General features: G+C 74.6%; 23 protein-coding genes. 11 read left to right on the forward strand and 12 right to left on the reverse strand.

Annotated elements, in window-relative coordinates; translation table 11 throughout:
* Positions 1–31: 31 nt before the first annotated feature.
* Entirely contained in the window at positions 32–202 is a 171-nt protein-coding gene (gene rpmF / locus ACZ6AA_RS09070; protein ID WP_380853219.1) for a 50S ribosomal protein L32, read from the forward strand.
* Positions 203–251: 49 nt separating this feature from the next.
* Here rpmF and ACZ6AA_RS09075 read toward each other — a convergent pair whose 3' ends face one another.
* Both ACZ6AA_RS09075 and ACZ6AA_RS09080 read right to left on the reverse strand, forming a co-directional pair.
* A complete protein-coding gene (locus tag ACZ6AA_RS09075) occupies positions 252–950 on the reverse strand; it encodes a TNT domain-containing protein (protein ID WP_468482179.1) in 699 nt (232 codons plus the stop codon).
* Positions 951–1,050: 100 nt separating this feature from the next.
* Positions 1,051–2,235 carry a hypothetical protein gene (locus ACZ6AA_RS09080; RefSeq protein WP_471457093.1) on the reverse strand — a complete coding sequence of 395 codons (1,185 nt, stop codon included), beginning with the start codon at positions 2,233–2,235 and terminating at the stop codon, positions 1,051–1,053.
* 270 nt (positions 2,236–2,505) lie between these two features.
* On the opposite strand from ACZ6AA_RS09080, the gene ACZ6AA_RS09085 reads away from it, so the two are divergent.
* Positions 2,506–3,732 (forward strand): lactonase family protein, encoded by a 1,227-nt coding sequence (locus tag ACZ6AA_RS09085; RefSeq protein ID WP_471457095.1) that lies wholly within the window; start codon positions 2,506–2,508, stop codon positions 3,730–3,732.
* Positions 3,733–3,768: 36 nt separating this feature from the next.
* Here the strand turns inward: ACZ6AA_RS09085 and ACZ6AA_RS09090 are convergent, their stop codons facing one another.
* Positions 3,769–4,395, reverse strand: a complete 627-nt coding sequence (locus ACZ6AA_RS09090; RefSeq protein WP_471457097.1) for a CGNR zinc finger domain-containing protein — start codon at positions 4,393–4,395, stop codon at positions 3,769–3,771.
* Positions 4,396–4,520: 125 nt separating this feature from the next.
* Between ACZ6AA_RS09090 and ACZ6AA_RS09095 the strand changes: the two genes are divergently transcribed.
* Complete coding sequence (locus ACZ6AA_RS09095; RefSeq protein ID WP_468482114.1) at positions 4,521–5,498, forward strand: 2-dehydropantoate 2-reductase; 978 nt, start codon at positions 4,521–4,523, stop codon at positions 5,496–5,498.
* A gap of 183 nt (positions 5,499–5,681) precedes the next feature.
* Here ACZ6AA_RS09095 and ACZ6AA_RS09100 read toward each other — a convergent pair whose 3' ends face one another.
* The 4 genes from ACZ6AA_RS09100 to ACZ6AA_RS09115 form a co-directional block, all read right to left on the reverse strand.
* On the reverse strand, positions 5,682–6,269 hold the full coding sequence (locus ACZ6AA_RS09100; RefSeq protein WP_468459071.1) for an isochorismatase family protein: 588 nt from the start codon (positions 6,267–6,269) through the stop codon (positions 5,682–5,684).
* A gap of 114 nt (positions 6,270–6,383) precedes the next feature.
* On the reverse strand, positions 6,384–7,100 hold the full coding sequence (locus ACZ6AA_RS09105; protein WP_468482112.1) for a DUF2470 domain-containing protein: 717 nt from the start codon (positions 7,098–7,100) through the stop codon (positions 6,384–6,386).
* Between the two features lie 204 nt (positions 7,101–7,304).
* Positions 7,305–7,964 carry an MBL fold metallo-hydrolase gene (locus ACZ6AA_RS09110; RefSeq protein WP_471457101.1) on the reverse strand — a complete coding sequence of 220 codons (660 nt, stop codon included), beginning with the start codon at positions 7,962–7,964 and terminating at the stop codon, positions 7,305–7,307.
* Positions 7,964–9,049 (reverse strand): S-(hydroxymethyl)mycothiol dehydrogenase, encoded by a 1,086-nt coding sequence (locus ACZ6AA_RS09115; protein ID WP_471457103.1) that lies wholly within the window; start codon positions 9,047–9,049, stop codon positions 7,964–7,966. The genes ACZ6AA_RS09110 and ACZ6AA_RS09115 overlap by 1 nt, the downstream gene beginning before the upstream one ends.
* Positions 9,050–9,156: 107 nt before the next feature.
* On the opposite strand from ACZ6AA_RS09115, the gene ACZ6AA_RS09120 reads away from it, so the two are divergent.
* Positions 9,157–9,993, forward strand: a complete 837-nt coding sequence (locus tag ACZ6AA_RS09120) for an ABC transporter permease (RefSeq protein WP_468459079.1) — start codon at positions 9,157–9,159, stop codon at positions 9,991–9,993.
* Between the two features lie 10 nt (positions 9,994–10,003).
* Positions 10,004–10,495 (forward strand): glutathione peroxidase, encoded by a 492-nt coding sequence (locus ACZ6AA_RS09125; RefSeq protein WP_468459081.1) that lies wholly within the window; start codon positions 10,004–10,006, stop codon positions 10,493–10,495.
* 15 nt (positions 10,496–10,510) lie between these two features.
* Here ACZ6AA_RS09125 and ACZ6AA_RS09130 read toward each other — a convergent pair whose 3' ends face one another.
* From ACZ6AA_RS09130 to ACZ6AA_RS09140, 3 genes are all read right to left on the reverse strand, one after another.
* A complete protein-coding gene (locus ACZ6AA_RS09130; protein ID WP_471457105.1) occupies positions 10,511–11,149 on the reverse strand; it encodes a GNAT family N-acetyltransferase in 639 nt (212 codons plus the stop codon).
* Between the two features lie 200 nt (positions 11,150–11,349).
* Positions 11,350–11,943, reverse strand: coding sequence for a cupin domain-containing protein (locus ACZ6AA_RS09135; protein WP_471457107.1), 594 nt, complete (start codon positions 11,941–11,943; stop codon positions 11,350–11,352).
* A 47-nt stretch (positions 11,944–11,990) separates the two neighbouring features.
* Positions 11,991–12,740, reverse strand: coding sequence for an AraC family transcriptional regulator (locus tag ACZ6AA_RS09140; protein WP_471457109.1), 750 nt, complete (start codon positions 12,738–12,740; stop codon positions 11,991–11,993).
* A gap of 246 nt (positions 12,741–12,986) precedes the next feature.
* Between ACZ6AA_RS09140 and ACZ6AA_RS09145 the strand changes: the two genes are divergently transcribed.
* The 5 genes from ACZ6AA_RS09145 (at position 12,987) to ACZ6AA_RS09165 (ending at position 17,612) form a co-directional block, all read left to right on the forward strand.
* Entirely contained in the window at positions 12,987–14,282 is a 1,296-nt protein-coding gene (locus ACZ6AA_RS09145; RefSeq protein ID WP_471457844.1) for an MFS transporter, read from the forward strand.
* A 100-nt stretch (positions 14,283–14,382) separates the two neighbouring features.
* A complete protein-coding gene (locus ACZ6AA_RS09150) occupies positions 14,383–14,925 on the forward strand; it encodes a GNAT family N-acetyltransferase (protein ID WP_471457111.1) in 543 nt (180 codons plus the stop codon).
* A gap of 112 nt (positions 14,926–15,037) precedes the next feature.
* Positions 15,038–15,238: a hypothetical protein gene (locus ACZ6AA_RS09155; RefSeq protein WP_468459091.1), complete on the forward strand. Its 201-nt coding sequence runs from the start codon at positions 15,038–15,040 to the stop codon at positions 15,236–15,238.
* 158 nt (positions 15,239–15,396) lie between these two features.
* The gene (locus ACZ6AA_RS09160) at positions 15,397–16,602 is read left to right on the forward strand and encodes a D-alanyl-D-alanine carboxypeptidase family protein (protein WP_471457113.1); all 1,206 of its coding nucleotides are present in this window, start codon (positions 15,397–15,399) and stop codon (positions 16,600–16,602) included.
* On the forward strand, positions 16,599–17,612 hold the full coding sequence (locus ACZ6AA_RS09165) for a Gfo/Idh/MocA family protein (RefSeq protein WP_471457115.1): 1,014 nt from the start codon (positions 16,599–16,601) through the stop codon (positions 17,610–17,612). Before ACZ6AA_RS09160 ends, ACZ6AA_RS09165 begins: the two co-directional genes overlap by 4 nt.
* A 21-nt stretch (positions 17,613–17,633) precedes the next feature.
* Here the strand turns inward: ACZ6AA_RS09165 and ACZ6AA_RS09170 are convergent, their stop codons facing one another.
* Positions 17,634–18,356 (reverse strand): siderophore-interacting protein, encoded by a 723-nt coding sequence (locus ACZ6AA_RS09170; protein ID WP_471457117.1) that lies wholly within the window; start codon positions 18,354–18,356, stop codon positions 17,634–17,636.
* A 95-nt stretch (positions 18,357–18,451) separates the two neighbouring features.
* A complete protein-coding gene (locus tag ACZ6AA_RS09175; RefSeq protein WP_471457119.1) occupies positions 18,452–18,865 on the reverse strand; it encodes an SsgA family sporulation/cell division regulator in 414 nt (137 codons plus the stop codon).
* A 181-nt stretch (positions 18,866–19,046) separates the two neighbouring features.
* Here ACZ6AA_RS09175 and ACZ6AA_RS09180 point away from each other — a divergent pair, with 181 nt between their 5' ends.
* Positions 19,047–20,828, forward strand: coding sequence for a sigma factor (locus ACZ6AA_RS09180; RefSeq protein ID WP_471457121.1), 1,782 nt, complete (start codon positions 19,047–19,049; stop codon positions 20,826–20,828).
* Positions 20,829–20,923: the final 95 nt, after the last annotated feature.

Consider the following 20,923-nt stretch of genomic DNA (forward strand, 5'->3'; position numbering starts at 1 on the left):
CCCACCCGCACGCACCACCCCGGAGGACCCCATGGCCGTACCCAAGCGGAAGATGTCCCGCAGCAACACGCGGCACCGCCGCGCCCAGTGGAAGGCCACCACCCCGCAGCTGGCGCCCGTGACGGTCGACGGCGTCACGCATCTCGTACCGCAGCGCCTGATCAAGGCGTACGAGCGCGGCCTCATCACCCCCGAGGGCTGACCGCCCTGCCACGGCGGCCCGGCACGGGCCCGGTCGGCTCGCCGCGTCGTCAGGCGGTGGCCGCCTGGAGGTAGCCGTGGTCGAGGAGCCACTTGACGTTCAGACGCCGGCCCTCGCCGGGGTCGAGGAAGACGGGGTCGAGCTTGATCTGCTCGCCGCCGCCGGGCTGCTCGAACCAGGGGGCTATCCCGCCCTGCCAGACGAAGAATGGTTTCGCCACCTTGTACACGCGATAGTCGCAGGCGTACGCGGCGTCACGGGTGTTGAGGTTCTGCGGCGGCAGCGAGCGCTCGGCGTAGGAGTCCCCGGCGGGCGCGAGGAACGAGCCGGACTCGGAGCCGAAGCGGTCGAGCAGCTCACCCTTCTCCAACTGCTCCGGGTGCTTGTCGACCTCGCCGTTGACTGTCTCGAAACCGTCGTTGGGCGGGTACTTCCAGCCGCCGGAGTCCGCCGGGCCCTCCCAGTACTTCTTGAAGAAGGCCGACGGCGTGAGCTTGCCCGTTCGCTTCCACTTCTTCAGGAGCGGCCCCACGGGCTTCTGCCCCTTCCTGGGCAGCCACTTGGGGCCGAGGCGGGCGTCGTCGAGGAAGGCGCCCGTGCAGGGCTCGGGCTTCGCCGCCGGAGCGGAGGCCGTCGTGGCGGTGGGTATGCCGGACGGCGCCGCGTGCGCGGCGGGCGCCACGGCAACGGCCGTCACCACGGCGGCCGTCACCCCCATCGCGGCCAGGGTCGTACGGATCCGGGTCACACGGCTCTGCTCCACTCGGCGACTCCTCAGGTCTGCGCTCGCACGGGCGCGGGCATCAAAATTCACTCGCGCACCGTAGCGACGCAGGACCCTTCAGTGGTCAACCTCCGTGCGGGCGTGGCCACTTTGCGACGGCCGGGTCGGAGACACAGCGCGGGCGCGTACGTGCGGCGTACGACCTGGCCGCGAGCAGCAGCCCCCAGCCGAGCCCGCCGAAGGCGAGACCGCCGAACGCCACCATCCAGGCGAGGCCCGAGCCGGTCGTGAACACCCCTTCCGGCTCCGGTTTCGGCAGCACCCCGACGGCCATGAGCAGGGACCCGAACGTGAGCAGCGTCCCGTACAGGGCGAGGGCGAACCCGGTCAGCCAGGCCGGGATCAACGGGAGCAGCCGGGGGACACGCCGACCGGCAAGCGGCAGGGCCCAGCGCGGAAAGACCTGGCCCCAGCGGTGGGTGAGGCCGAGCGTCAGGAAGACCCCGAGCAACGCGGCGAGCACCGTCACGTCCACCCCCACCGAGGCGAGCGCCCGCGCGCCGCCGGTCGCGTCCGCCTCCATCTCGCGCTGCCAGGCCTCCCCGCTCACGCCGATCGCGTCACCGCCGAACAGCCAGACGGTCTTCACGACGGACCACGGAAGCAGTCCGCACAGCAGCACGTACACGGCAAGGCGCGTCCTGCGGGGTGCGACGGACGGGTCGGGGTGGCTCAGCGGCCCCTCGCCGTCGCCCGGGTGCGGCTGCCCGCAGCGGGGGCAACTCCCCCGCAGCCGACGGCGGTACGAGACGGCGACCATGCCGAGCAGAGCCGTCCCGGGCGTGAGCAGCAGGAGGTTGGCGAGGCCGGTGGCGCTCTCCAGGCCCGAACCCGACATGAGGACGACGAAGTACAGGGGGAGGCCGATGACGCCCCAGCCGAGCGCCGGGATCAGCACGGCGAGCGCGACACCGACGGCGCGGCGGGCCCGGCCGGTGAGCGGTCTCGTGGTGGCGAGGCCGACGGCGGCGGCGAGCAGGGCGAGGGCGGCCAGGAGGAGTTGGAGGGCGGCCGGGGTGTGTCTGTCCCCGGCTATCGGTACGACGGTGCCGGTGGCGGCCCACAGCGTCTGGGCCAGGGCGTACGCGACGCCCCAGGCCACGGTGGCGCGGGGCGCCCAGGTGGGCCAGCGCCGCCACCGGGGCGCGGGGCCCCGCGTCGGTGAGGCCGGGACGGAAGCGGAGAGCGAAGGGGGCGGTGGCGGGGCGGGCACGGTCTCCGTGCGGGCGGTGCGGGCGGGGAGCGCCACGGGGTCCTCCGGGATGCGGCTCGGCGAGAAAGGGCCAGGCCACACCGGGCGGCCTGTGTCTGAGACCCTGCCGTCCGGCCACGGCCCGCACATCGCTCCCGTGGACCACCCTCCTCCCCCGCGCGGCGGAAGAGACGCGGGGAATGGCATTGCGCATGCCGCAACCCAGGTTGCGGCTCTTGCCTGTTGGCGGGGTTCGGGGCCACTGTGTCTGCCACGTCTGCCACATCCGTCACCACTGACCCGCAAGGTGGAGTCATGAGTGGAGTCATGAACAGAAGGCGGTTCCTCGGTACGGGACTGGCCGCGGCCACGGCGGTCACGACCGGCGTGATCGCCTCCGGCAGGTCCGGCTCTTCCGACGCCAGGGGCCGATCCGGCGCCACGGGCTCCGCCGGGGCCTCCGCCACGCCGCCGGTCGCCGCACGGGCCGCCTCGTCCGGGTCCGGCCCGCGCGGTCGACGGCCGCTGTTCCTCGGCACGTACACCTCGCAGTCGGGCGGCGGCAAGGGCATCGGGCTCGCCACGTACGACGAGGAGACGGGCGATGTCACCGGCGTCGGCACGCTCGGCGGCGTACCGGATCCGTCGTATCTGGCGGCCCATCCGTCGGGGCGGACGCTGTACGCCGTCAATGAGCGGGAGCAGGGCGGCGTGACCGCGATCGCGCTCTCCCCCGACGGCGACCACCGCGTCCTCGGCACGCGCGGCACCGGCGGCGCCGGGCCCTGCCATGTCTCCGTGCACCCCGGCGGCCGCTGGCTGCTCAGCGCCAACTACACGTCCGGCAGCGTGGCCGTGCACCCGATCGAGGCGTCCGGTGCGCTCGGCGAACGCACCGATCTCGTCACGCACTCCACGCCCCCGCCGGGACCGGGGCAGCAGGGCCCGCACGCGCACCAGATCGTCACCGCTCCGGACGGCCGGTACGTGCTCGCCGTCGATCTGGGCACCGACACGGTGTACACGTACCGGCTCGACACGAAGGCGGGGAAGCTGAGCCGCGTGTCGTACGCGACGGTGCGGCCGGGCGCGGGGCCCCGGCATCTCGCCTTCCATCCGTCGGGGCGGTTCGCGTACGTCGCCGACGAGCTCGACAACACGGTCGCGGTCTGCGGCTACGACCCCGCGACCGGTCGGCTCTCGCCGGGCGAGCCGCAGCCCACGGGCACCAGGCCCGGCGTCACGAGCTACCCGGCACAGCCCGTCGTGACCGCCGACGGCAGCTTCGCCTTCCTGGCCAACCGCGGCGACAACAGTCTCACCCGGTACGCCGTCGAGCGCGACGGGGCCCGCCTCCGGCTGCTCGGCACGGTGCCGGTGGGCGGGGACTTCCCCCGGCACATCGCGCTCGCGCCGTCGGGCCGCCTGCTGTTCGCCGCGAACCAGCGGTCGGGGTCGGTGAGCGTCTTCCGCGTGGACGGGCGCACCGGTGAACTCGCCCTCGTGGGGAAGCCGTTCGGGGCGCCGATGGCGGTGTGCGCGCTGCCGCTGTGAGGCGGGGCGGCGTCGCGGTCGGCGCGGCGTCTCCGGTCAGTCGGGGCGCGTGCCGCCGCGCCTGCGCGCCCGGTACTCCGCCATCTTCACCCGTGCCCCGCAGGCGTCCATCGAGCACCAGCGCCGCGCCCCCGCCCGGCTCTCGTCGACGAACAGCAGGGTGCAGTCGGCGGCGGCGCACTCACGGATCCGTCCGGACAGGGGGCCGCCGAGGAGGTCCGCCGCGTCGCGGGCCAGCAGGCCGAGCAGGCCGGGGGTGTCGAGGGCGGGCGGCAGCGGCCGGGGAGTGCCGTCCCCGTCGAGGGTGAGGCCCGCGCCGGGGAGCGGCCGGGCCGTCCAGTGGTTGAGGAGGTCCAGGTCCGCCTTCTCGGGTGCGGTGGCCTCGCGCACCGCTGCCGCGATCCGGTGCACGGCCTCACGCAGTGCCCGCGCGGCCGCCAACTCGCCCTCGGACACGGCGAGCTGATGCTCCGTCATGCCTGCTTCGCGGAACCAGCGGGACAGGTCCGACGGGTCCCGCAGCCGCTCGACGGCGCCCTGGCCGCGCTTGCCCACGGTCGCGGTGAGGTTCAGCGACGTCCGGCCGCCGTGCCAGCGGAACTCCCGGTCGGCGGCGGACGGTTCGCGGCCTGCCGCCGCGGGGGCGGTGCGCGCCTTGGTCATGACCGCACGCTAGCAGCGTTACCCCATGAGGGAGTAACTCGCTAGGGTGGGGGCCGGGTCGCCGAGCGTGCGGCCCCGCCGGGTGCCGCATTGTGGCCCGGCGTCGGCACACGGGGAGGTTCGCCATGGCGGAGACGGTGCGGGACGCGGGCGGGGCGCTGAGGGTGGCGGTGATCGGCACCGGCGGCGTGGGCGGCTACTTCGGCGGGCGGCTCGCGGAAGCCGGGCACGACGTCGGGTTCGTCGCGCGCGGCGCCCATCTGGAGGCGCTGCGGCGTGACGGCCTGACCGTCGAGAGCCCGGCGGGCGACTTCACCGTCGCCCCGGCGCGCGCGAGCGACGACACGCACGACATCGGCGAGGTCGACGTCGTCCTGCTGTGCGTCAAGACCTGGCAACTGCCGTCCGCCATCGCCGCGTTGAAGCCCCTGGTCGGCCCGGACACGGCGGTGGTCACCCTGCAGAACGGCGTCGAGGCGCCGGAGCAGGTGGCCCAGGAGGTCGGGCGGGACGCGGTCCTGCCCGGCACCGCGAAGATTCTGGCGCAGCTGGACGGGCCCGGCCGGGTGCGGCACATCGGCGGCCCCGGCGCGCTCGCCTTCACGGAGTGGGACAACCGCGCCACACCCCGCGTCGAGCGGCTGCGCGCGGCGCTCGCCGGGGCGGGCGTGAGCGTCACCGTGCCCGACGACATCTGGGCCGAACTGTGGGCCAAGTTCCTGTTCGTGGTGCCCTTCGGCGGCCTCGGCACGGTGACGGACGCCCCGTTCGGGGTGCTGCGCTCGCGCCCGGGCACCCGGCGGCTGCTGGTCGAGGGGATGACGGAGATCGAGCGGGTCGCGCGGGCCCTGGACGTCCGCCTCCCGGACGACATCGTCACCCGCACCCTGGACTTCATCGACCAGCAGCCCGCCGAGGGCACCTCCTCGCTCCACCGCGACATCCGCTCCGGCCGCCCGTCCGAACTGGACGCGTGGAACGGCTCGGTGGTGCGCCTGGGCGGCCGCACGGGGACGCCGACTCCCGTCAACGGCTACTTCTACGAGGTGGCGAGCGTGCTGGCGGCCCGGGCCGGGGAGCAGTCCGGGCGCGCAGAGGGCTGACGCCACCGCTCGCACGACGCGGAACCCGCACGACCCGGCACGCGCACGACCAAGCGCACTCCCGTGGTCCGGCGCCAAGGGCCAAGCCCGGCGCCGGACCACGAGGGAGGCGACCCGACGACTACGCAGCCGTCGACCACGCGATCCGCGGCCGCACGACCAGCGCGGCCGCGCACCCGTCGGCTACGGCGCGACGAAGCTCACGTCGTCCGCACTCGCCACGATCTCGACCTCGTCGCCGAGCGCCCACTCCGCGACCCGCGACACCGTCGCCGCCGGGATGGCGTCACTGATGCCCGGCGCCTCCGGAATGTCGTACGTCCCGTGCGCGTCATGGGCGATGACGAGGCGGAAGTCCAGGTCCAGGGCGGTGCGCGCGGTGGCGCTCACGCACATCTCCGACATGACGCCGCAGACGGTGAGCGAGGTGACGCCCTCCTCCCGCAGCACGTCTTCGAGTTCGGTCTCCTCGAAGCCGTCGTCGACGGTCTTGCGGAACAGCAGTTCACCGCGTTCGGTGTCGACCGGGAAGTGCAGCTCCCACGTGGGCGTGCCCGGTTCGTCCAGGGTGCCGTCCGGGCCGTCGTTCTGCAGCTGGACGACGAGCGCGCCGGCGGCCCGCGCCTTGGCGAGGAGCTGCTCGACGCGCGACAGCAGGTGGCGCGCGCCGGGCACGGCTTCGTCACCGGTGACGAAGCCCGACTGGGTATCGATGATGATCAGGGCCTGAACAGGCTCGACGGGTTCGAATTCTGCGGTGGCGGGACTCATGTGGCCCATCATCCCCGCGCGTTGCGCGCGCCCGACACCGGGGGCCGCTCATACGTGCGAGGCGTCCGCCCGCCGGTCGGGACGACCGCGCCGCCCGCCGTTCAGGGGCGGGCCTCAGGACTCGGGCGGCGCCGGGCGCAGCACGGGCCGACGCAGCAGCCGGGCCTTGGTGAGCAGGGTGTGCATGCGCTCGGTGACTTGGCCCAGATCCTCGACCGGTTCGTGGAACGGCAGCCGTACGTCGGCCTGACTGCTGACGCGTTCCAGGCGCAGGGTCAGGCCGTGGCGGTCGATGGCGAGCGGTTTGACGTCGACGACTCCGGCGAGGCTGTCGGCGGCGACGAGCCGGGTGAGCTGTTCGACGGCCTCGGGGTGGGAGTCGGCCAGGTGCGTGAGGAGCCGGGCCTCGGCGTGCGCCAGCGGATCGGCGTCGGCGAGCGCGAACTCCTCGAGGTCGATGCCGGTGCGGCCGCTTGCGTCGTGCAGCACCGCACAGGCGGGCTCGAAGACGAGGTGGTCGCGGGTCGCCGTGAGGGTCCCCGAGAGCCAGAGCCGGGAGCGCACCCGGTCCCTGACCGGCACCGGCGCGACGTCCGCGAACTCCACGAGCGTGGACGGCTCGCCGCGCGGGGCGCAGATCAGCGCGGCCGCGAGGGCGCTGTCCTCCGGCGGGTGCAGCAGCACCGTGCCCCGCTCGCTGACGGTGTGGGCGCCGACGAGGTCGTCTCTGCCGATCTCCGTGGTCACCGCGCAGGACCAGGCGGTGGCGAGCACGGAGCGGGCGCGCACCGCCGCGCTGGGCATGGTCGTGCTGACGTGTCGGACACCCATCCTCAACCTCCATTAGGTAAGCCTTGCCTAACTTATCGGAGATCGCGGCGTGCTGCCAGCACGCGTGCGGGGTGTCGTGGACGCGTCCGGGATGTCGTGCGCGTACGACGAAGGCCACCCCCGAGCCGTGCTCAGGGGTGGCCCGTGCGCCGTGCCGGGCGCGTCGGAACCGGACGGGCGCGGCCGCCGGAACCGGCTGGCGGGTCAGTGGCCGCGCGCGATCCACTCCTCCAGGTGCGGTGCCTCCGCCCCGACCGTCGTGCTGTCGCCGTGACCGGTGCGCACCACCGTCTCCGGCGGCAGCGTCAGGAGCCGGTCGCGGATGGAGTCCACGATCGTCGGGAAGTCGCTGAAGGACCGGCCGGTCGCGCCGGGACCGCCCGCGAAGAGCGTGTCCCCGGTGAAGACCGTGCCGAGCGCCGGGGCGTACAGGCTCACCGCGCCCCGGCAGTGGCCCGGGGTGTGCAGGACCCGCAGCACCGTCCCGGCGACGGTCAGCTCCTGCCCGTCGGCCAGCTCGCCGTCCGGCGCCCGGTCCGGGTGGGTGAGCTTCCACAGCTCCAGGTCGGCCGGGTGCAGCAGGACGGGCGCGCCGGTGCGGTCGGCGAGCGCGGGCGCCGCGTCGACGTGGTCGTCGTGGGCGTGCGTGCACACGATCGCCACCAGGCGCCGCTCCCCCACGGCGGCCGCGATGGCCTCCGCGTCGTGCGCGGCGTCGATGACGACGGCCTCGTGGTCGTCGCCGACGATCCAGACGTTGTTGTCGACGTCCCAGGTGCCGCCGTCCAGCGAGAACGTGCCGGAGGTGACGAGGTGGTCGACGCGCGCGCCGCCCGGCGCCGCGGCGGCTTCGGAGGCGGCCATCAGAAGACCACCACCGAGCGGAGGACGTCCCCGTGGTGCATCCGCTCGAAGGCCTTCTCGACCTCGTCGAGCGCGATCGTCTCGGTGACGAACGCGTCCAGGTCGAGCCGCCCCTGCCGGTACAGGTCGACGAGCATCGGGAAGTCCCGCGAGGGCAGACAGTCCCCGTACCAGCTGGACTTGAGCGCGCCGCCGCGTCCGAAGACATCGAGCAGCGGCAGGTCGATCCGCATCTCCGGCGTGGGCACGCCGACCAGGACGACCGTGCCCGCGAGGTCCCGGGCGTAGAAGGCCTGCTCGTACGTCTCGGGGCGGCCGACCGCCTCGATGACGACGTCGGCGCCGAAGCCGCCGGTCAGCTCGCGGATGGCCTCGATGGGGTCGTTCTCGCGGGAGTTGACGGTGTCGGTGGCGCCGAGGCCGCGGGCGGTCTCCAGCTTCCGGTCGTCGATGTCCACCGCGATGATCTTCGCGGCGCCGGCGAGCCGGGCGCCGACGACGGCGGCGTTGCCGACGCCACCGCAGCCGATGACGGCCACCGAGTCGCCGCGCCCCACCCCGCCGGTGTTGATCGCGGCGCCGAGCCCGGCCATCACGCCGCAGCCGAGCAGGCCCGCCGCGGCCGGGGACGCGGCCGGGTCCACCTTCGTGCACTGCCCGGCGGCGACCAGCGTCTTCTCCGCGAACGCGCCGATGCCGAGCGCGGGCGCGAGCTCGGTGCCGTCGGTCAGGGTCATCTTCTGCTTCGCGTTGTGGGTGGCGAAGCAGTACTGGGGGCGGCCGCGCTTGCAGGCGCGGCACTGGCCGCACACGGCACGCCAGTTGAGGATCACATAGTCGCCGGGCACGACCTCGGTGACGCCCTCGCCCACCGACTCGACGACGCCCGCCGCCTCGTGCCCGAGCAGGAACGGGAACTCGTCGTTGATGCCGCCTTCGCGGTAGTGCAGGTCGGTGTGACAGACCCCGCACGCCTGGACCTTCACCACGGCTTCGCCGGGGCCGGGGTCCGGCACGACGATGGTCTCGATCCGTACCGGCTCACCCTTCGCGCGTGCGACCACGCCCCGCACTTGCTGCGCCATGACTCTCGCCCTTCTCTCGCCTGTACGTCCCGTCCGGCGCCGCCGCCCCAGGGGCCGGAACGCGCCGGTACGAGGAGCCTACGGCCCCCCGCACCTAGGGTGAGCACGTGCGTGAAATCGCTGCTCAGACCCTGCTGCCCGTCAACGTCACGCTCGCCGTCGTGCTGGTCGTGCTGCTGCTCGCCGCGGCGACGGCGGCCGCCGTGTTCCGGCTCTCGCCGGACGGGTCGCGGGGCCGGGCGCGGGAGATCGTCGTGGCCGGGGTGCGGGCGACGGCCCAACTGGCCGTGGTGTCGCTGCTCATCGGCTGGGTGATCCACCACACGGCGGCCCTCTTCGCCTTCCTGCTGGTGATGTTCGCCGTGGCCACCCGCACGGCCGGGCGGCGCATCACCCCGAACGGCACCTGGTGGTGGGCGGCCGTGCCCATCGCGGCGCCCGTCGTGCCGGTCGTCGCCGCCCTCACCCTGGCGGGCCTCGTCCCCGTCCACGGCATCGCGATGATCCCCGTCACCGGCATCCTCATCGGCGGCGCGCTCACGGCGACGGTCCTCGGGGGCCGCCGCGCCCTGGACGAACTGCGCACCCGGTTCGGCGAGTTCGAGGCGGGCCTCGCCATCGGCCTGCTGCCCCGCGACGCCCGCCTCGAAGTGATCCGCCCGGCCGCGTCCGACGCCCTTCTGCCGGGCCTGGACCAGACCCGCACCGTCGGCCTCGTCACGCTGCCCGGCGCGTTCGTCGGCATGCTGCTCGGCGGCGCGTCGCCGGTGCAGGCGGGCGCCGTGCAGCTCTTCGTCCTCATCGCCCTGATGGCCGTACAGGCGGTGGCCGTGGCCCTCACCGTCGAGCTGGTCGCGCACGGCAAGCTGCACCGTGACCAGCTCCGGGACACCCCGGGGACGCCGCCCGGTGCCGCCGCGTCCGGCCGCGCCGCCGACGCGTAGGCTCCGCCTCATGTCTGTTTACGACGCAGTAGAGATCGACACCCTCCAGGGCGGCCCGGCGAACCTGTCCCAGTACCTGGGCAAGGCCGTCCTCATCGTCAACGTCGCCTCCAAGTGCGGGCTGACCCCGCAGTACGCGGGCCTGGAGCGCCTCCACGAGACGTACGCCGCACGCGGCTTCACCGTCCTCGGCGTGCCCTGCAACCAGTTCATGGGCCAGGAGCCCGGCACGTCCGAGGAGATCGCCGAGTTCTGCTCGGCGACGTACGGCGTGACCTTCCCCATGACGGAGAAGGTCGACGTCAACGGCGACGGACGGCACGCGCTGTACCAGCGTCTGGTGCCGACGGCGGACGCCGAGGGCCACACCGGGGACGTGCGCTGGAACTTCGAGAAGTTCCTGGTAGACGGCTCGGGCAAGGTCGTCGCCCGCTTCTCCCCGAAGACGGAGCCGGACGCCGCGGAGGTCGTCTCCGCGATCGAGGCGCACCTCCCCGCCTGACGCGCCCGCGCCTCCTCAGGGCCGGTACACGCACTCCGTCAGCGGCGTGCTGAGCTGCCAGCCCAGCGTTTCGTACAGCGCGCGCCCGTCGTCGGTCGCGCCCAGGACGCCCACTCTCGCCCCGCGTGCCAGAGCCTCGTCGGCGAGCGTACGCATGACGAAGCCACCGAGGCCGCGGCGGCGGTGGGCCTCCTGGGTCACGACGCGGTCCACGACGCTCGCCTGCCCGAGGACGGCCATCTGGCCCTGGGCCGCGAGGCCGCCGGCGGCGTCGTGCACGCGCACGAAGGTGACGCCGTCGTCCGTCCCGACCGACGCGCTGTAGCCGTCGGGCGCCACCGGCTCCGTGTGCCGGAGCCCGACCGTCATCAGATGGCCCGACTCCTCCTCGTCGACCACCCAGCCCTCGGGGAGCCACGGTTCCGCGTCGCGCGGCTCCCCGGGAAACTTGAGCCAGGTGTGCGGCGCCTCGACCGAGGCGGCCGCCGCGCGCACCGTGGCCGCGCTCGGCTCGGGCAGCACGATGCGGCCCACCTCCTTGGGGTCGTCCACCTCCACTTCCACGTACAGCCCCCAGGCCAGCTCCGTCGGCCGGGGCGTCCGTCGTGACACGGCCCAGCCCGCCACCCAGGTCCTGACCAGTTCCGCGACCATGAGCCCCTCCCCAGGACGGGCGTCACCCGTCTCATCGTGTGCGATAAATTGCACTGTAGTCCAGAATACTGTTCATGACGAGAGGGTCCTGGCCTCCGCCGCGCACCTGCCGCACTCTGGCCGCGCTCCCGTCCGCAGGCAGCGAAAAGCCCCACGGACAGGTGTCCGTGGGGCAGTTGGGCCCTGGCGGGCGCGCGGCCTCAGTAGAGGCTGGAGAACAGCACGACCACCATCTGTGCCGGTTCGTCGCCGTCGTTGCGGAACGTGTGCGGATGGCCCGCCGACCACTGGATGCAGTCCCCGGCGCGCAGCGCGTGGTCCACGCCGTTGTAGCGGGCCACGAGGGTGCCGCGGGTGACCATGACGAGGTCGGTGCCCTCGTGCCGGAGGTCCTCGGTGAGGCCGCAGCCGGGGGCGAAGTCGCCGGTGACGACCTGGTATCCGAGCTCCGGCGAGCGCAGCACGCGGTAGACGACACCGGGCGCCCGGTTCAGCGTCTCCTGTTCCTCCCTGGGGAAGACCGAGGGGGCGGCACGGCCGCGGGAGAACCCGAGGAACGAGCCGACGTCGTGCCCGAAGACCTTCGCGAGCCGCCCGAGCCGCTCCAGGGCGATGTCGGTCTCGCCGCGCTCCAGGGACGCCAGGAAGGAGACGGAGAGGCCGCACTCGGCGGCGACCTGACGCAGTGACATGCCCCGCTGGGTACGCAGCCGGTGCAGCACCTCGCCGGGCGGCGGGAAGCCCAGCTCCGGATCCCGCGCGGAGGGACGGGTCGAGGGGTCCGGATCAGCCATGACGGCATCCTAAGCACCCTCGGCGCCGCCCCGGCCGGGGGCCGTGGTCAGGGGCGGCGGTTGTGGGTGCCGGGCGTGTACCCGAAGGACCTGCGGAAGACGTCGATGAACGCGCTCGGCGACGACCAGCCGCAGCGCCGCGCCACGGTGGTGACGGGTGTGTCGTCCGCGAGCATCCGCAGGGCGTGGTAGAGGCGCGACTGGGTGCGCCACTGCGGGAAGGTCATGCCCAGTTCGGCGCGGAAGAGGCGGCTGAGGGTGCGCTCGCCGACGCCGGTCGCGGCGCCGAGCGCGGCCAGCGTGCGGGGGTCCTCGGGGTGGTCGTGGACGAGGGCGCAGACCGCCGCGAGGCGCGGGTCGGACGGGGTGGGGAGCTGCATCGGCTGCTGCGGGGACGCACACAGCTGGTCGAGCAGGACGGCGCGCAGCCTGCGGCGTTCGGGGCCGGTGTCGGTGGGGACCCGTGTGTATTCGATGATCAGCTCGCGCAGCAGCGGGCTCACGGACAGGACGGTGGGCGCGTCGAGGCCCAGCGGGTTCTCGCCCGCGGGGAAGCCCACGAAGTGCGCGTTCAGGTGGCCGTGGGCGCGATGGGCGTGGACGGTGCCCGCGGGCACCCAGATGGCGCGGGTCCCGGGCGCGAACCACGTACCGGCCTCGGTGGTGACGGCGACGACCCCGTTGCCGGGCAGGACGATCTGGTGGTCGTCGTGCCGGTGGGCGTCGATGCGCTGCCCGGCGGCCAGGGTCCGGACGTGGGTGGGGGCCTTGGGGGTGTGGCGGACGGCTTCCGGCACGGGCGGTGGCACCTCCGGGCGGGGCGGGGCCTCCGTCAGGCGGTCGGCCCGGACCGGGGCGGGCCTTCGGCATACCCCCTGGCGGATCATCGATACAAGCTGGCACTTTATCGGAAGCCCGACAGCGGGTGCCCTCGCGACGATCGACAGGTGCCCACAGACAGGACCACGGTCCCACCCCGCTCGCAGCCCCGCCCCGGCTCCGCGCCACGACGGCGCACCACCCGCGACCGACCGCTGACCCTGATGGCCCTCGGCCACGCCTGCGTGGACGTGTATCAAGGCTCGGTCGCCGCGCTCGTGCCGTACTTCGTGGCCGAGCGGGCCTACTCCTACGCCGCCGCCTCCGGCATCGTCCTGGCCGCCTCGCTCCTCTCGTCGGTGGTGCAGCCGCTGTTCGGGGCGCTCACCGACAAGTGGGCGATGCCGTGGCTGCTGCCGGTGAGCACGCTGGTGGGCGGCGCCGGTGTCGCGCTCAGCGGCGTCGGCGGCTCGTACGCCCTCACCCTGGCGGTCGTCGCCGTCTCCGGGATCGGCGTCGCCGCCTACCACCCCGAGGCGGCCCGGGCGGCGCGCCTCGCGAGCCGGGGCAGCCACACCGCGATGGGGTGGTTCTCCCTGGGCGGCAACATCGGCTTCGCCACGGCCCCGTTGCTGGTCGCCGCCGTCGTCGCCACCGGCGGCCTGGGCGCGTCACCATTGCTCGTCGTCCCCGCCGTCGCGGGCGCGGCGCTGTGCGTGGCGGCGCTGCGGGCCCTGCGGGCGCCCGGCGCGGTGGCCGCGTCGGCGCGCGTCGGCGCCGCCGACGGCAGCGACGACTGGCCGTCGTTCCTGCGCCTGTCCGGTGCCGTGGTGTGCCGCTCGATCGTGTTCGTCGGGCTGAGCGCGTTCATCGCTCTGTACGTGCGCGAGCGCGCCTTCGGCGGGGAGTTCGCGGGTACGGCGGCGCTGTTCGTGCTCTACGTCGGCGGGGCGGTGGGCACGGTGGCCGGGGGGCGACTGGCCACCCGCTACGGACGCGTGCCGGTCGTGCGGTGGTCGTACGCGCTGAGTGTCCTCGCGGTCGCGGGCGTCGTCCTCGTACCGGGCCCGGCCCTCTACCTCTTCGTCGCGCTCACCTCGGCGGGCCTGTACGTGCCCTTCTCGCTGCACATCACGCTCGGCCAGGACTATCTGCCCCGGCGCGTGGGCACCGCCAGCGGCGTCACGCTCGGCCTGACCGTCAGCGTCGGCGGCCTCGCCAGTCCTCTCATCGGCTCCCTCGCCGACAGGACGTCCCTCCAGGTCGCCCTCGCCCCGCTGATCGCCCTGCCCGCCGTGGGCTGGCTCCTGCTGCGCCCGCTGCGCGAGCCCGCGATGCCGGAGGCGGCGCCCGCCACGGCCGAGGTGCCACCCGCCGGGGCCGAGCCGATGTCCGCCGAGGCAGCGCCCGGCGGGGGCGAGGCAGCCGACACACCGACCGCCGAACACCCTTGCTACGATCCGGTGACGCGTGCGCCTTCCGCGCCCGCCCCGGACTGCCGCTCCGACGAAGGAGGTTGATGAATATGGCCTGCCAGGCCCGTCGTCAGCATGCCCTTGTCCGGGCCGCACAGGGACAGTGAGTCGCGGCCCGGTCGTCTGAATCGACCAGGAGTTCCGCATGTCTCCTTCCGCCTCTTCCGCATCTTTCCCCTTCTCCTCCTCCGACCCCGCCGGGGACCTGCTCACGGACCGGCTCGTGCTGCGCCCGTGGTCGCCGGACGAACTGGCCGCCGTCGTCGGGGACTCCCGCCGCGCCGACTGGGCGCCGGACTTCCCCGCCGAGGGCGACCGCGTCATCGCCGGTTTCCTCACCGAGCACCCCGAGGGCCTCGCCCCTCACGGTCACCGGCTCGTGGCCGAGCGCGACGGCGGCCTGGTCGTCGGCTCGATCGGGCTGTTCTGGCCGCCCAGCGACGGGGCGATCGAGATCGGGTACGGCATCATCGCCTCGCGCCGGGGCCGCGGTTACGCCTCCGAAGCCACCCGCGCGCTGGCCGAGTTCGCCCTGGCCGCGCCCGGCGTGGACGCCGTGTACGCCAACGTGGAGCTGGCCAACCCGGCCTCCGTGCGCGTCCTGGAGAAGGCCGGGCTGCGGCGCCTGAGCTCGGACGCGGCCACGGCACGGTTCCGCGCCGTGGCCGCGGACTTCGCCCGGCCGTAGCCGTCCACCGGAGCCGCGGACCCGCGCCGACCCGGCACGGCCCCGCGGCTCCCCCGGCCCGCCACGCCGCACGGCCGCAGCCCACTCTCCGCACGGCCCCAGCCACCCCTCCGTGCTCCTCACCGCCGACTGGTTCGAGTGGATCGGCGTGGTCCTGTGGTTCCTCGTGGCCGTCATCGGAACGCTCGCGGTCGCGCGGTGGCCGCGGCGGCCCGGCTGGGGAGCACCGCATGTGTGCGCGCTCGCGGGCGGCGCGCTCCTGACGTACGTGTGGGCGGCCTCCCCGTACGCCCGGAGGACGGCGGGTCCCTGACGGCGGATCTGGTGAGCAACGCGGTGTGCGCGGTCATCGCCCTGGCCGTGCTCGCGCGGGCCGTGCGGGCCGCCCGGGCGGAGCAGTCCGAAGGCGGCGTACATCCACCCGGGCCAAGCCGATCTGCGCAGTTGGGAGCCCGCTCCTACGGTGGCTGAATGGTCATCAGGTACCTTTCACGCCCGGTCCGGCGCGCCACCGCACTGCGCGCCACAGCCCTCGCCACCGGGGCCCTGGTCTGCCTCGCGGGACCGGCCGTCTGCGCCGAACCCGCGCCCCCGAAGCCGCCGCCCGCGTACTCCTCGTCCCTGCTCGACCGGCCCGGAACCCAGGTGCGTCCGGGACCTCGCACACCGGCACTCCCCCGCGGACTCACCGCCCTGTCCTGGGTGGTCTCCGACGCCCGGACGGGCGAAGTGCTCGCCGCGCACAACGCGCACCGCCGACTGCCGCCCGCCTCCACGCTCAAGTCCCTGTTCGCGCTCACCGCGCTGCCCCGGCTGCACCCCGAGACCCGGCACACCGTCACCGACCGCGAGCTGTCCCGTGTCGGCGGCGGCAGCAGCCTGGTGGGGGTCGCGGCGGGCCGCAGCTACCGGGTCTCCGACCTGTGGCGGGGGGTGTTCCTCAGCTCCGGCAACGACGCCGTGCACGTGCTCGCCGGGATGAACGGCGGCTGGGACCGCACCGTGCGGCAGATGCAGGCCAAGGCCCGCTCGCTCGGCGCCCGCGACACCCACGTGGTCTCGCCCGACGGCTACGACGCGCCGGGGCAGGTGTCGTCCGCGTACGACCTGGCGGTGTTCGGGCGGGCCGGGCTCGCCGATCCGCAGTTCGCCCGCTACTGCTCGACGGCCGTCGCGCGCTTCCCGAGCGGCAACTGGTCCTACCCCATCCAGAACACCAACCGGCTGCTGACCGGCGCCGACGGCGTGGCCCGCTACCCGGGCCTGATCGGTGTCAAGAACGGCTACACCAGCGGGGCCGGGAACACGCTGATCGCCGCCGCGCACCGGGGCGCGCGCACGGTCCTGGTGACGGTGATGAACCCGCAGCGGGGCGGCCACTCCGTGTACGAGGAGGCCAGGTCGCTGCTCGACTGGGGCTTCGCCGCGGCCGGCCGGGCGCGGCCGGTGGGCTCGCTGCTGCCCGCCAAGCCGCGCAAGGCCCCGGACCGGGCGCGCCACACCGCGGCGGCCGCGATCGTGCCGCCCGCCGCGACCGACGACGGCTCCGACTGGCCCGCCCTCGTCCTGGTCGGCGTCGGCTCGACCGCGCTGATCGCCGGGTGCGTGGTGATCGTGCGGCGGCGGGCGGCTACCGTGGCCCGACGCAGAGCGCTGGGAGGGGAGTTCGTGCCGTGAGCGAACCGTTGGGGGTGGCCGTGCTCGGCGCCGGGCACATGGGCGCCGACCATGTGCGGCGCCTCGCCCGCTCCGTGGCCGGGGCCCGCGTCGTGGCCGTCGCGGACCCGGACCGGGCGCGGGGCGAGGCGGCGGCCGCAGGGATCGAGGGCGTGCGCGTGCACGCCGACGCGCTCGCGGCCCTCGCCGAGCCCGGGGTGCGGGCGGTCCTGGTGGCCTCGCCCGACCACGCGCACGAGGAGGCGCTCCTCGCGGCCCTCGCGCGCGGCCTGCCCGTGCTCTGCGAGAAGCCGCTCGCCGTCGACGCCCGGGCCGCGCTTCGCGTGGTCGAGGCGGAGGCACGCGGCGGGCGGCGGCTGATCCAGGTGGGGTTCATGCGCCGGTACGACGCCGAGTACCGCGGGCTCAAGGCGCTCCTGGACAGCGGGAGCATCGGCAGGCCGCTGATGCTGCACTGCCGCCACCGCAATGTGTCCTCGCCCCCGCACTTCACCTCCGCGATGCTGATCAGCAGCTCGGTGTCGCACGAGATCGACGCGGCGCGCTGGCTGCTCGGCGACGAGGTCACCGCGGTGACCGTGCTCCGGCCGCGGCCGTCGGCGTCCGCCCCCGCCGGGCTCCAGGACCCGCAGCTGGTGCTCTTCGAGACCGCGGGCGGCGCCCTCGTGGACGTGGAGGTCTTCGTCAACTGCGGGTTCGGCTACGAGGTCACGTGCGAGGCGGTCGGCGAGCGGGGCAGCGCCCGGATCGGCGACGAGCCCGGCATGGTGGTGCGCTCGGCCGGGCGCGCCCGGCAGGACATCGCGCAGGACTACGTGGTGCGGTTCGCCGACGCCTACGACCGCGAGGTGCGGGAGTGGGTGGCGGGCGTCCGCGAGGGGCGGGTGGCGGGTCCGAGCGCGTGGGACGGGTATGCGGCGGCGGCCGTCGCCGAGGCCGGGGTGCGGGCGCTCGCCGACGGCACGCGGGTCGCGGTCGACCTGGCGGAGCGGCCCGCGCTGTACGGCTGAGCGCCTTTCTTCGAGGCGGCGTCAGGCCGGGCCCGGCCGCCAGTAGCCGAGCGCGTGGATCCGGTGGCGCGGCACGGCAAGCTCCTTGCGGGCGTACGCGGACAGGGCCCGCGTCGTCGTCGTGTCGCAGGTGATCCACACGTACGCGTCCGGCTCCTCCTCGACGGCGGCCGCGAGCCCCGCCCGGGCCTCCCGGTCGACGCCGGTGCCGCGCTCGACCCAGTGGACGTCGTGGCGTGCGGGGTCGACGCGCAGGTCGAGGTCGCGGTCGTCGGCGTGCTGGGTCTCGAACCAGATCGTCGCGGGGGTGTCCGGCATCGCGCCGAGGAGCGAGTTGATCGCGGGCAGCGCCGCCGCGTCGCCGACCATGAGCAGCCGTGACGGCGGCGGGGTCGGCACCTCGAAGCCGGTGCCCTGGACGGTCGCGTCGATGGTGTCGCCCGGTTCCGCCTTGCGCGCCCATTCGCTGGCGGGGCCGTCGTGCAGCGCGAACTCCAGGCTGAACGTGCCGGCCTCCGCGTCCGGGTCGACCAGCGTGTAGGCACGCTGATGCGGCTTGCCCGCGTTGTCGAACCACAGCCGCACCCACATCGTGGGGTGCACGCCGGTCGCCGCGAGCATGCCGCCGTCGGTGAGGTGAAGGCGGCGGTAGTGCTCGGTCACCTCGTCGGCGCCGGTCACCGTGAAACGGAAGTCCTTGCCGCGCAGCAGCTTGAGGACGACGCCTTCCCAACCGTGGCCCACCCTGGTCCCCTCCCTAGAGACACCCGACCACACTTGATCGAGTTAGGGCAGCCTAACCTATCTGGCGACGGTCCGACCCACCGCGTTCGCGCCGCTCACACCCCGCCGAGCAGCCTGGTGAGCCCTTGGTCCAGATCCCGCGCCGCCTCCTCGCTGCCCGAGCCGACGACGGCGTACGAGCGCATCAGGAAGCGGCGCAGCGCCGCCCGGTCGAACTGCACCAGGGCCAGTCCGTGCGGCGCGTGGAACTCCAGGACGGTCCGCTCCCGCCCGCACGGCCAGATGTGCACGTCGCCCGTACCCGCCGGGGCGCCGAGCCCCTCCTCCAGCAGGCCGCGGGCGAAGATCCAGGTGACCTCGGCGCCGTCGAGGGACACCTCGGGCGGGAAGGTGACCTGCACCGCGAGCGGGTCGGACGCGGCATAGCGCAGCGTCACGGGAATCGGCCGCTCGCGGCCCTCGGGGGTGATCAGACGAGCACGGGCGGACTGTTCGAGCGTGACGGCCATGGTCGATCTCCACTTCTGCTGCTTCCTTGCCCTTTCGACCCCCCAGCGGGTGCCCGCATTACGGGAGTGCACAGAGAGATCTCTGTGACCTGCGCCACTCCTCCCTGATAAGTCGGACATTTCTGGCCTAGGCTTCCGAACTCGTCCCCATCCCCGCAGTGGGACAGGAGTGTGTCCTGCCATGTCAGACGTCCCCGCAGACATCCCATCGGACGTCCCGCCCGACGTTCCCGCGGACTCCCGGGCCGGTGTCCCCGCCCAGGCGTCCGGCGCCGCGACCGCCGCGTACTCACGCGTCTACGAGGCCGAGCACCCGCGGCTCGTCGCGTACGCCCGGTCGCTGACCGGCAACGCCTGGATCGCCGACGACCTGGTCGCCGAGGCGCACTTCCGTGTCTGGCGGCGCCTCGCCGCCGGGCACGAGATCGAGAACGTACCGGCGTATCTGATGACGACCGTGCGGCATCTCGCGTCGTCCGCGGGGCGCGCCGCGGCGCGCGAGACCCCGCGCGACCCGCAGGACACGGGCGCGGCCGAGACCGTCGACGTCACCACCGTCCCCGACGGCGGCGGCGACCCGGCCGCCCGTGTCTCCTCCGTCGACCTGCTCACGCGCGTGCTCGGCCAACTGCCCGAGCGCTGGGTGAAGGCGCTGTGGCTCGCGGAGGCGGAGGGCCAGCCGCTGGAGGCGGTCGGGCGCGGCATCGGCGCCGGGAGCGGGGCCACGGCCGTGCTTCTGCACCGGGCGCGCGAGGGCATGCGGCAGGCGTTCCTGCGCGCCCACCCCGGTGCGCCCGAGGACCCGGCGTGCGAGACCCACTGGGACCGGATGCCCGCGCACATCCGCGGCGAGGCGTCCCCGCGCCAGTCCGAGACCCTCGTCGACCACCTCGGCGGCTGCGCCGACTGCCGGGCCCGGCTCGCCCTCCTGACGCGCGCCAACAACCGGCTGCCCGCCCTGGTGGGACCGGCACTGCTGATCTTCGTGCTCGGCGGCGCGGGCAAGTTCCTGGTGCCGCTCGCGGCCGGGGCCGGAGCGGGGGCCGGTGTCGCGGCGTCCGCCGCCGGGTCGGGCTCGCCGGGCCAGGCGGGACTCCTGCACGGGGTACGTCATGTCCTCACCGGGGGCGGGAAGCTGCCCGTCGCCGTGGCCGGGGCGATAGGCACGACGGCGACCGCGGCCGCCGTCGCCGCGGGCCTCGTCCTCAGCGGAGTCGGCACCGGCTCGGCCCCTGCACGGGCCACGGTGGTGGAGAGCGGGAGCGGCCACGCGCCGCGGCCGACGGCGGCGCCCGGCGAGGCCGAGGCGCCCGGGGAGGAGGGCGGGGCTGTGCCGCGGCCCAGGAGCGAGGCGGCTCCGGAGGCTCCGGCGGAGGACGGGGCAGCCCCGGACGCAGAGGCTCCGGCGGCTCCGGCGGCGGACGCGGCAGCCCCCGACGTGGTGGCTCCGCGGCCCCCGGCGGTGGCGCCGCCCGCGCCTGAGCAGCCCGTCCCACCGGCGCCGGTGGCACCCGTTCCGCCGGGTGAGGCGGAGGCGCCCGCGCCGGAGCCCGCGCCCGCCCAGCCGGAGCCCGTCGCCCCGGCACCGGAGCCCACGCAGCCGCCGGAGCCGACGGAACCACCCGAGCCGGAACCGACCCCCACGCCTACACCCACGCCGACTCCGCCCTCCACGCCCACCCCGACACCGACTCCAACCCCCACTCCCACCCCGACACCGACGCCCACACCCACCCCCACACCCACTCCGGTCGACCCCACTCCTACCCCCGTCGACCCCACGCCTACTCCCACCCCGACGCCGACTCCCACGCCGACCCCCACCCCCACGCCGACACCCGTTCCCACCCCCACGCCCACCGACCCGCCGCCCACCACGAACCCCGTCTGCCACTGGGTCGGGCCGATCCTCATCTGCTACCGGGGCCAGTGGGTCCTCGACGAAGCCGGGGCGAACGGGTAGGAGTACGAGGCGTGCCTGATCCCACCTCGAACACCCCGGACTCCCCGACGCCTCCGGACCCCTCGAACGCTCCGAACTCCCCGCACGGCCCGGAA

Source organism: Streptomyces sp. NPDC040610, assembly GCF_055594065.1.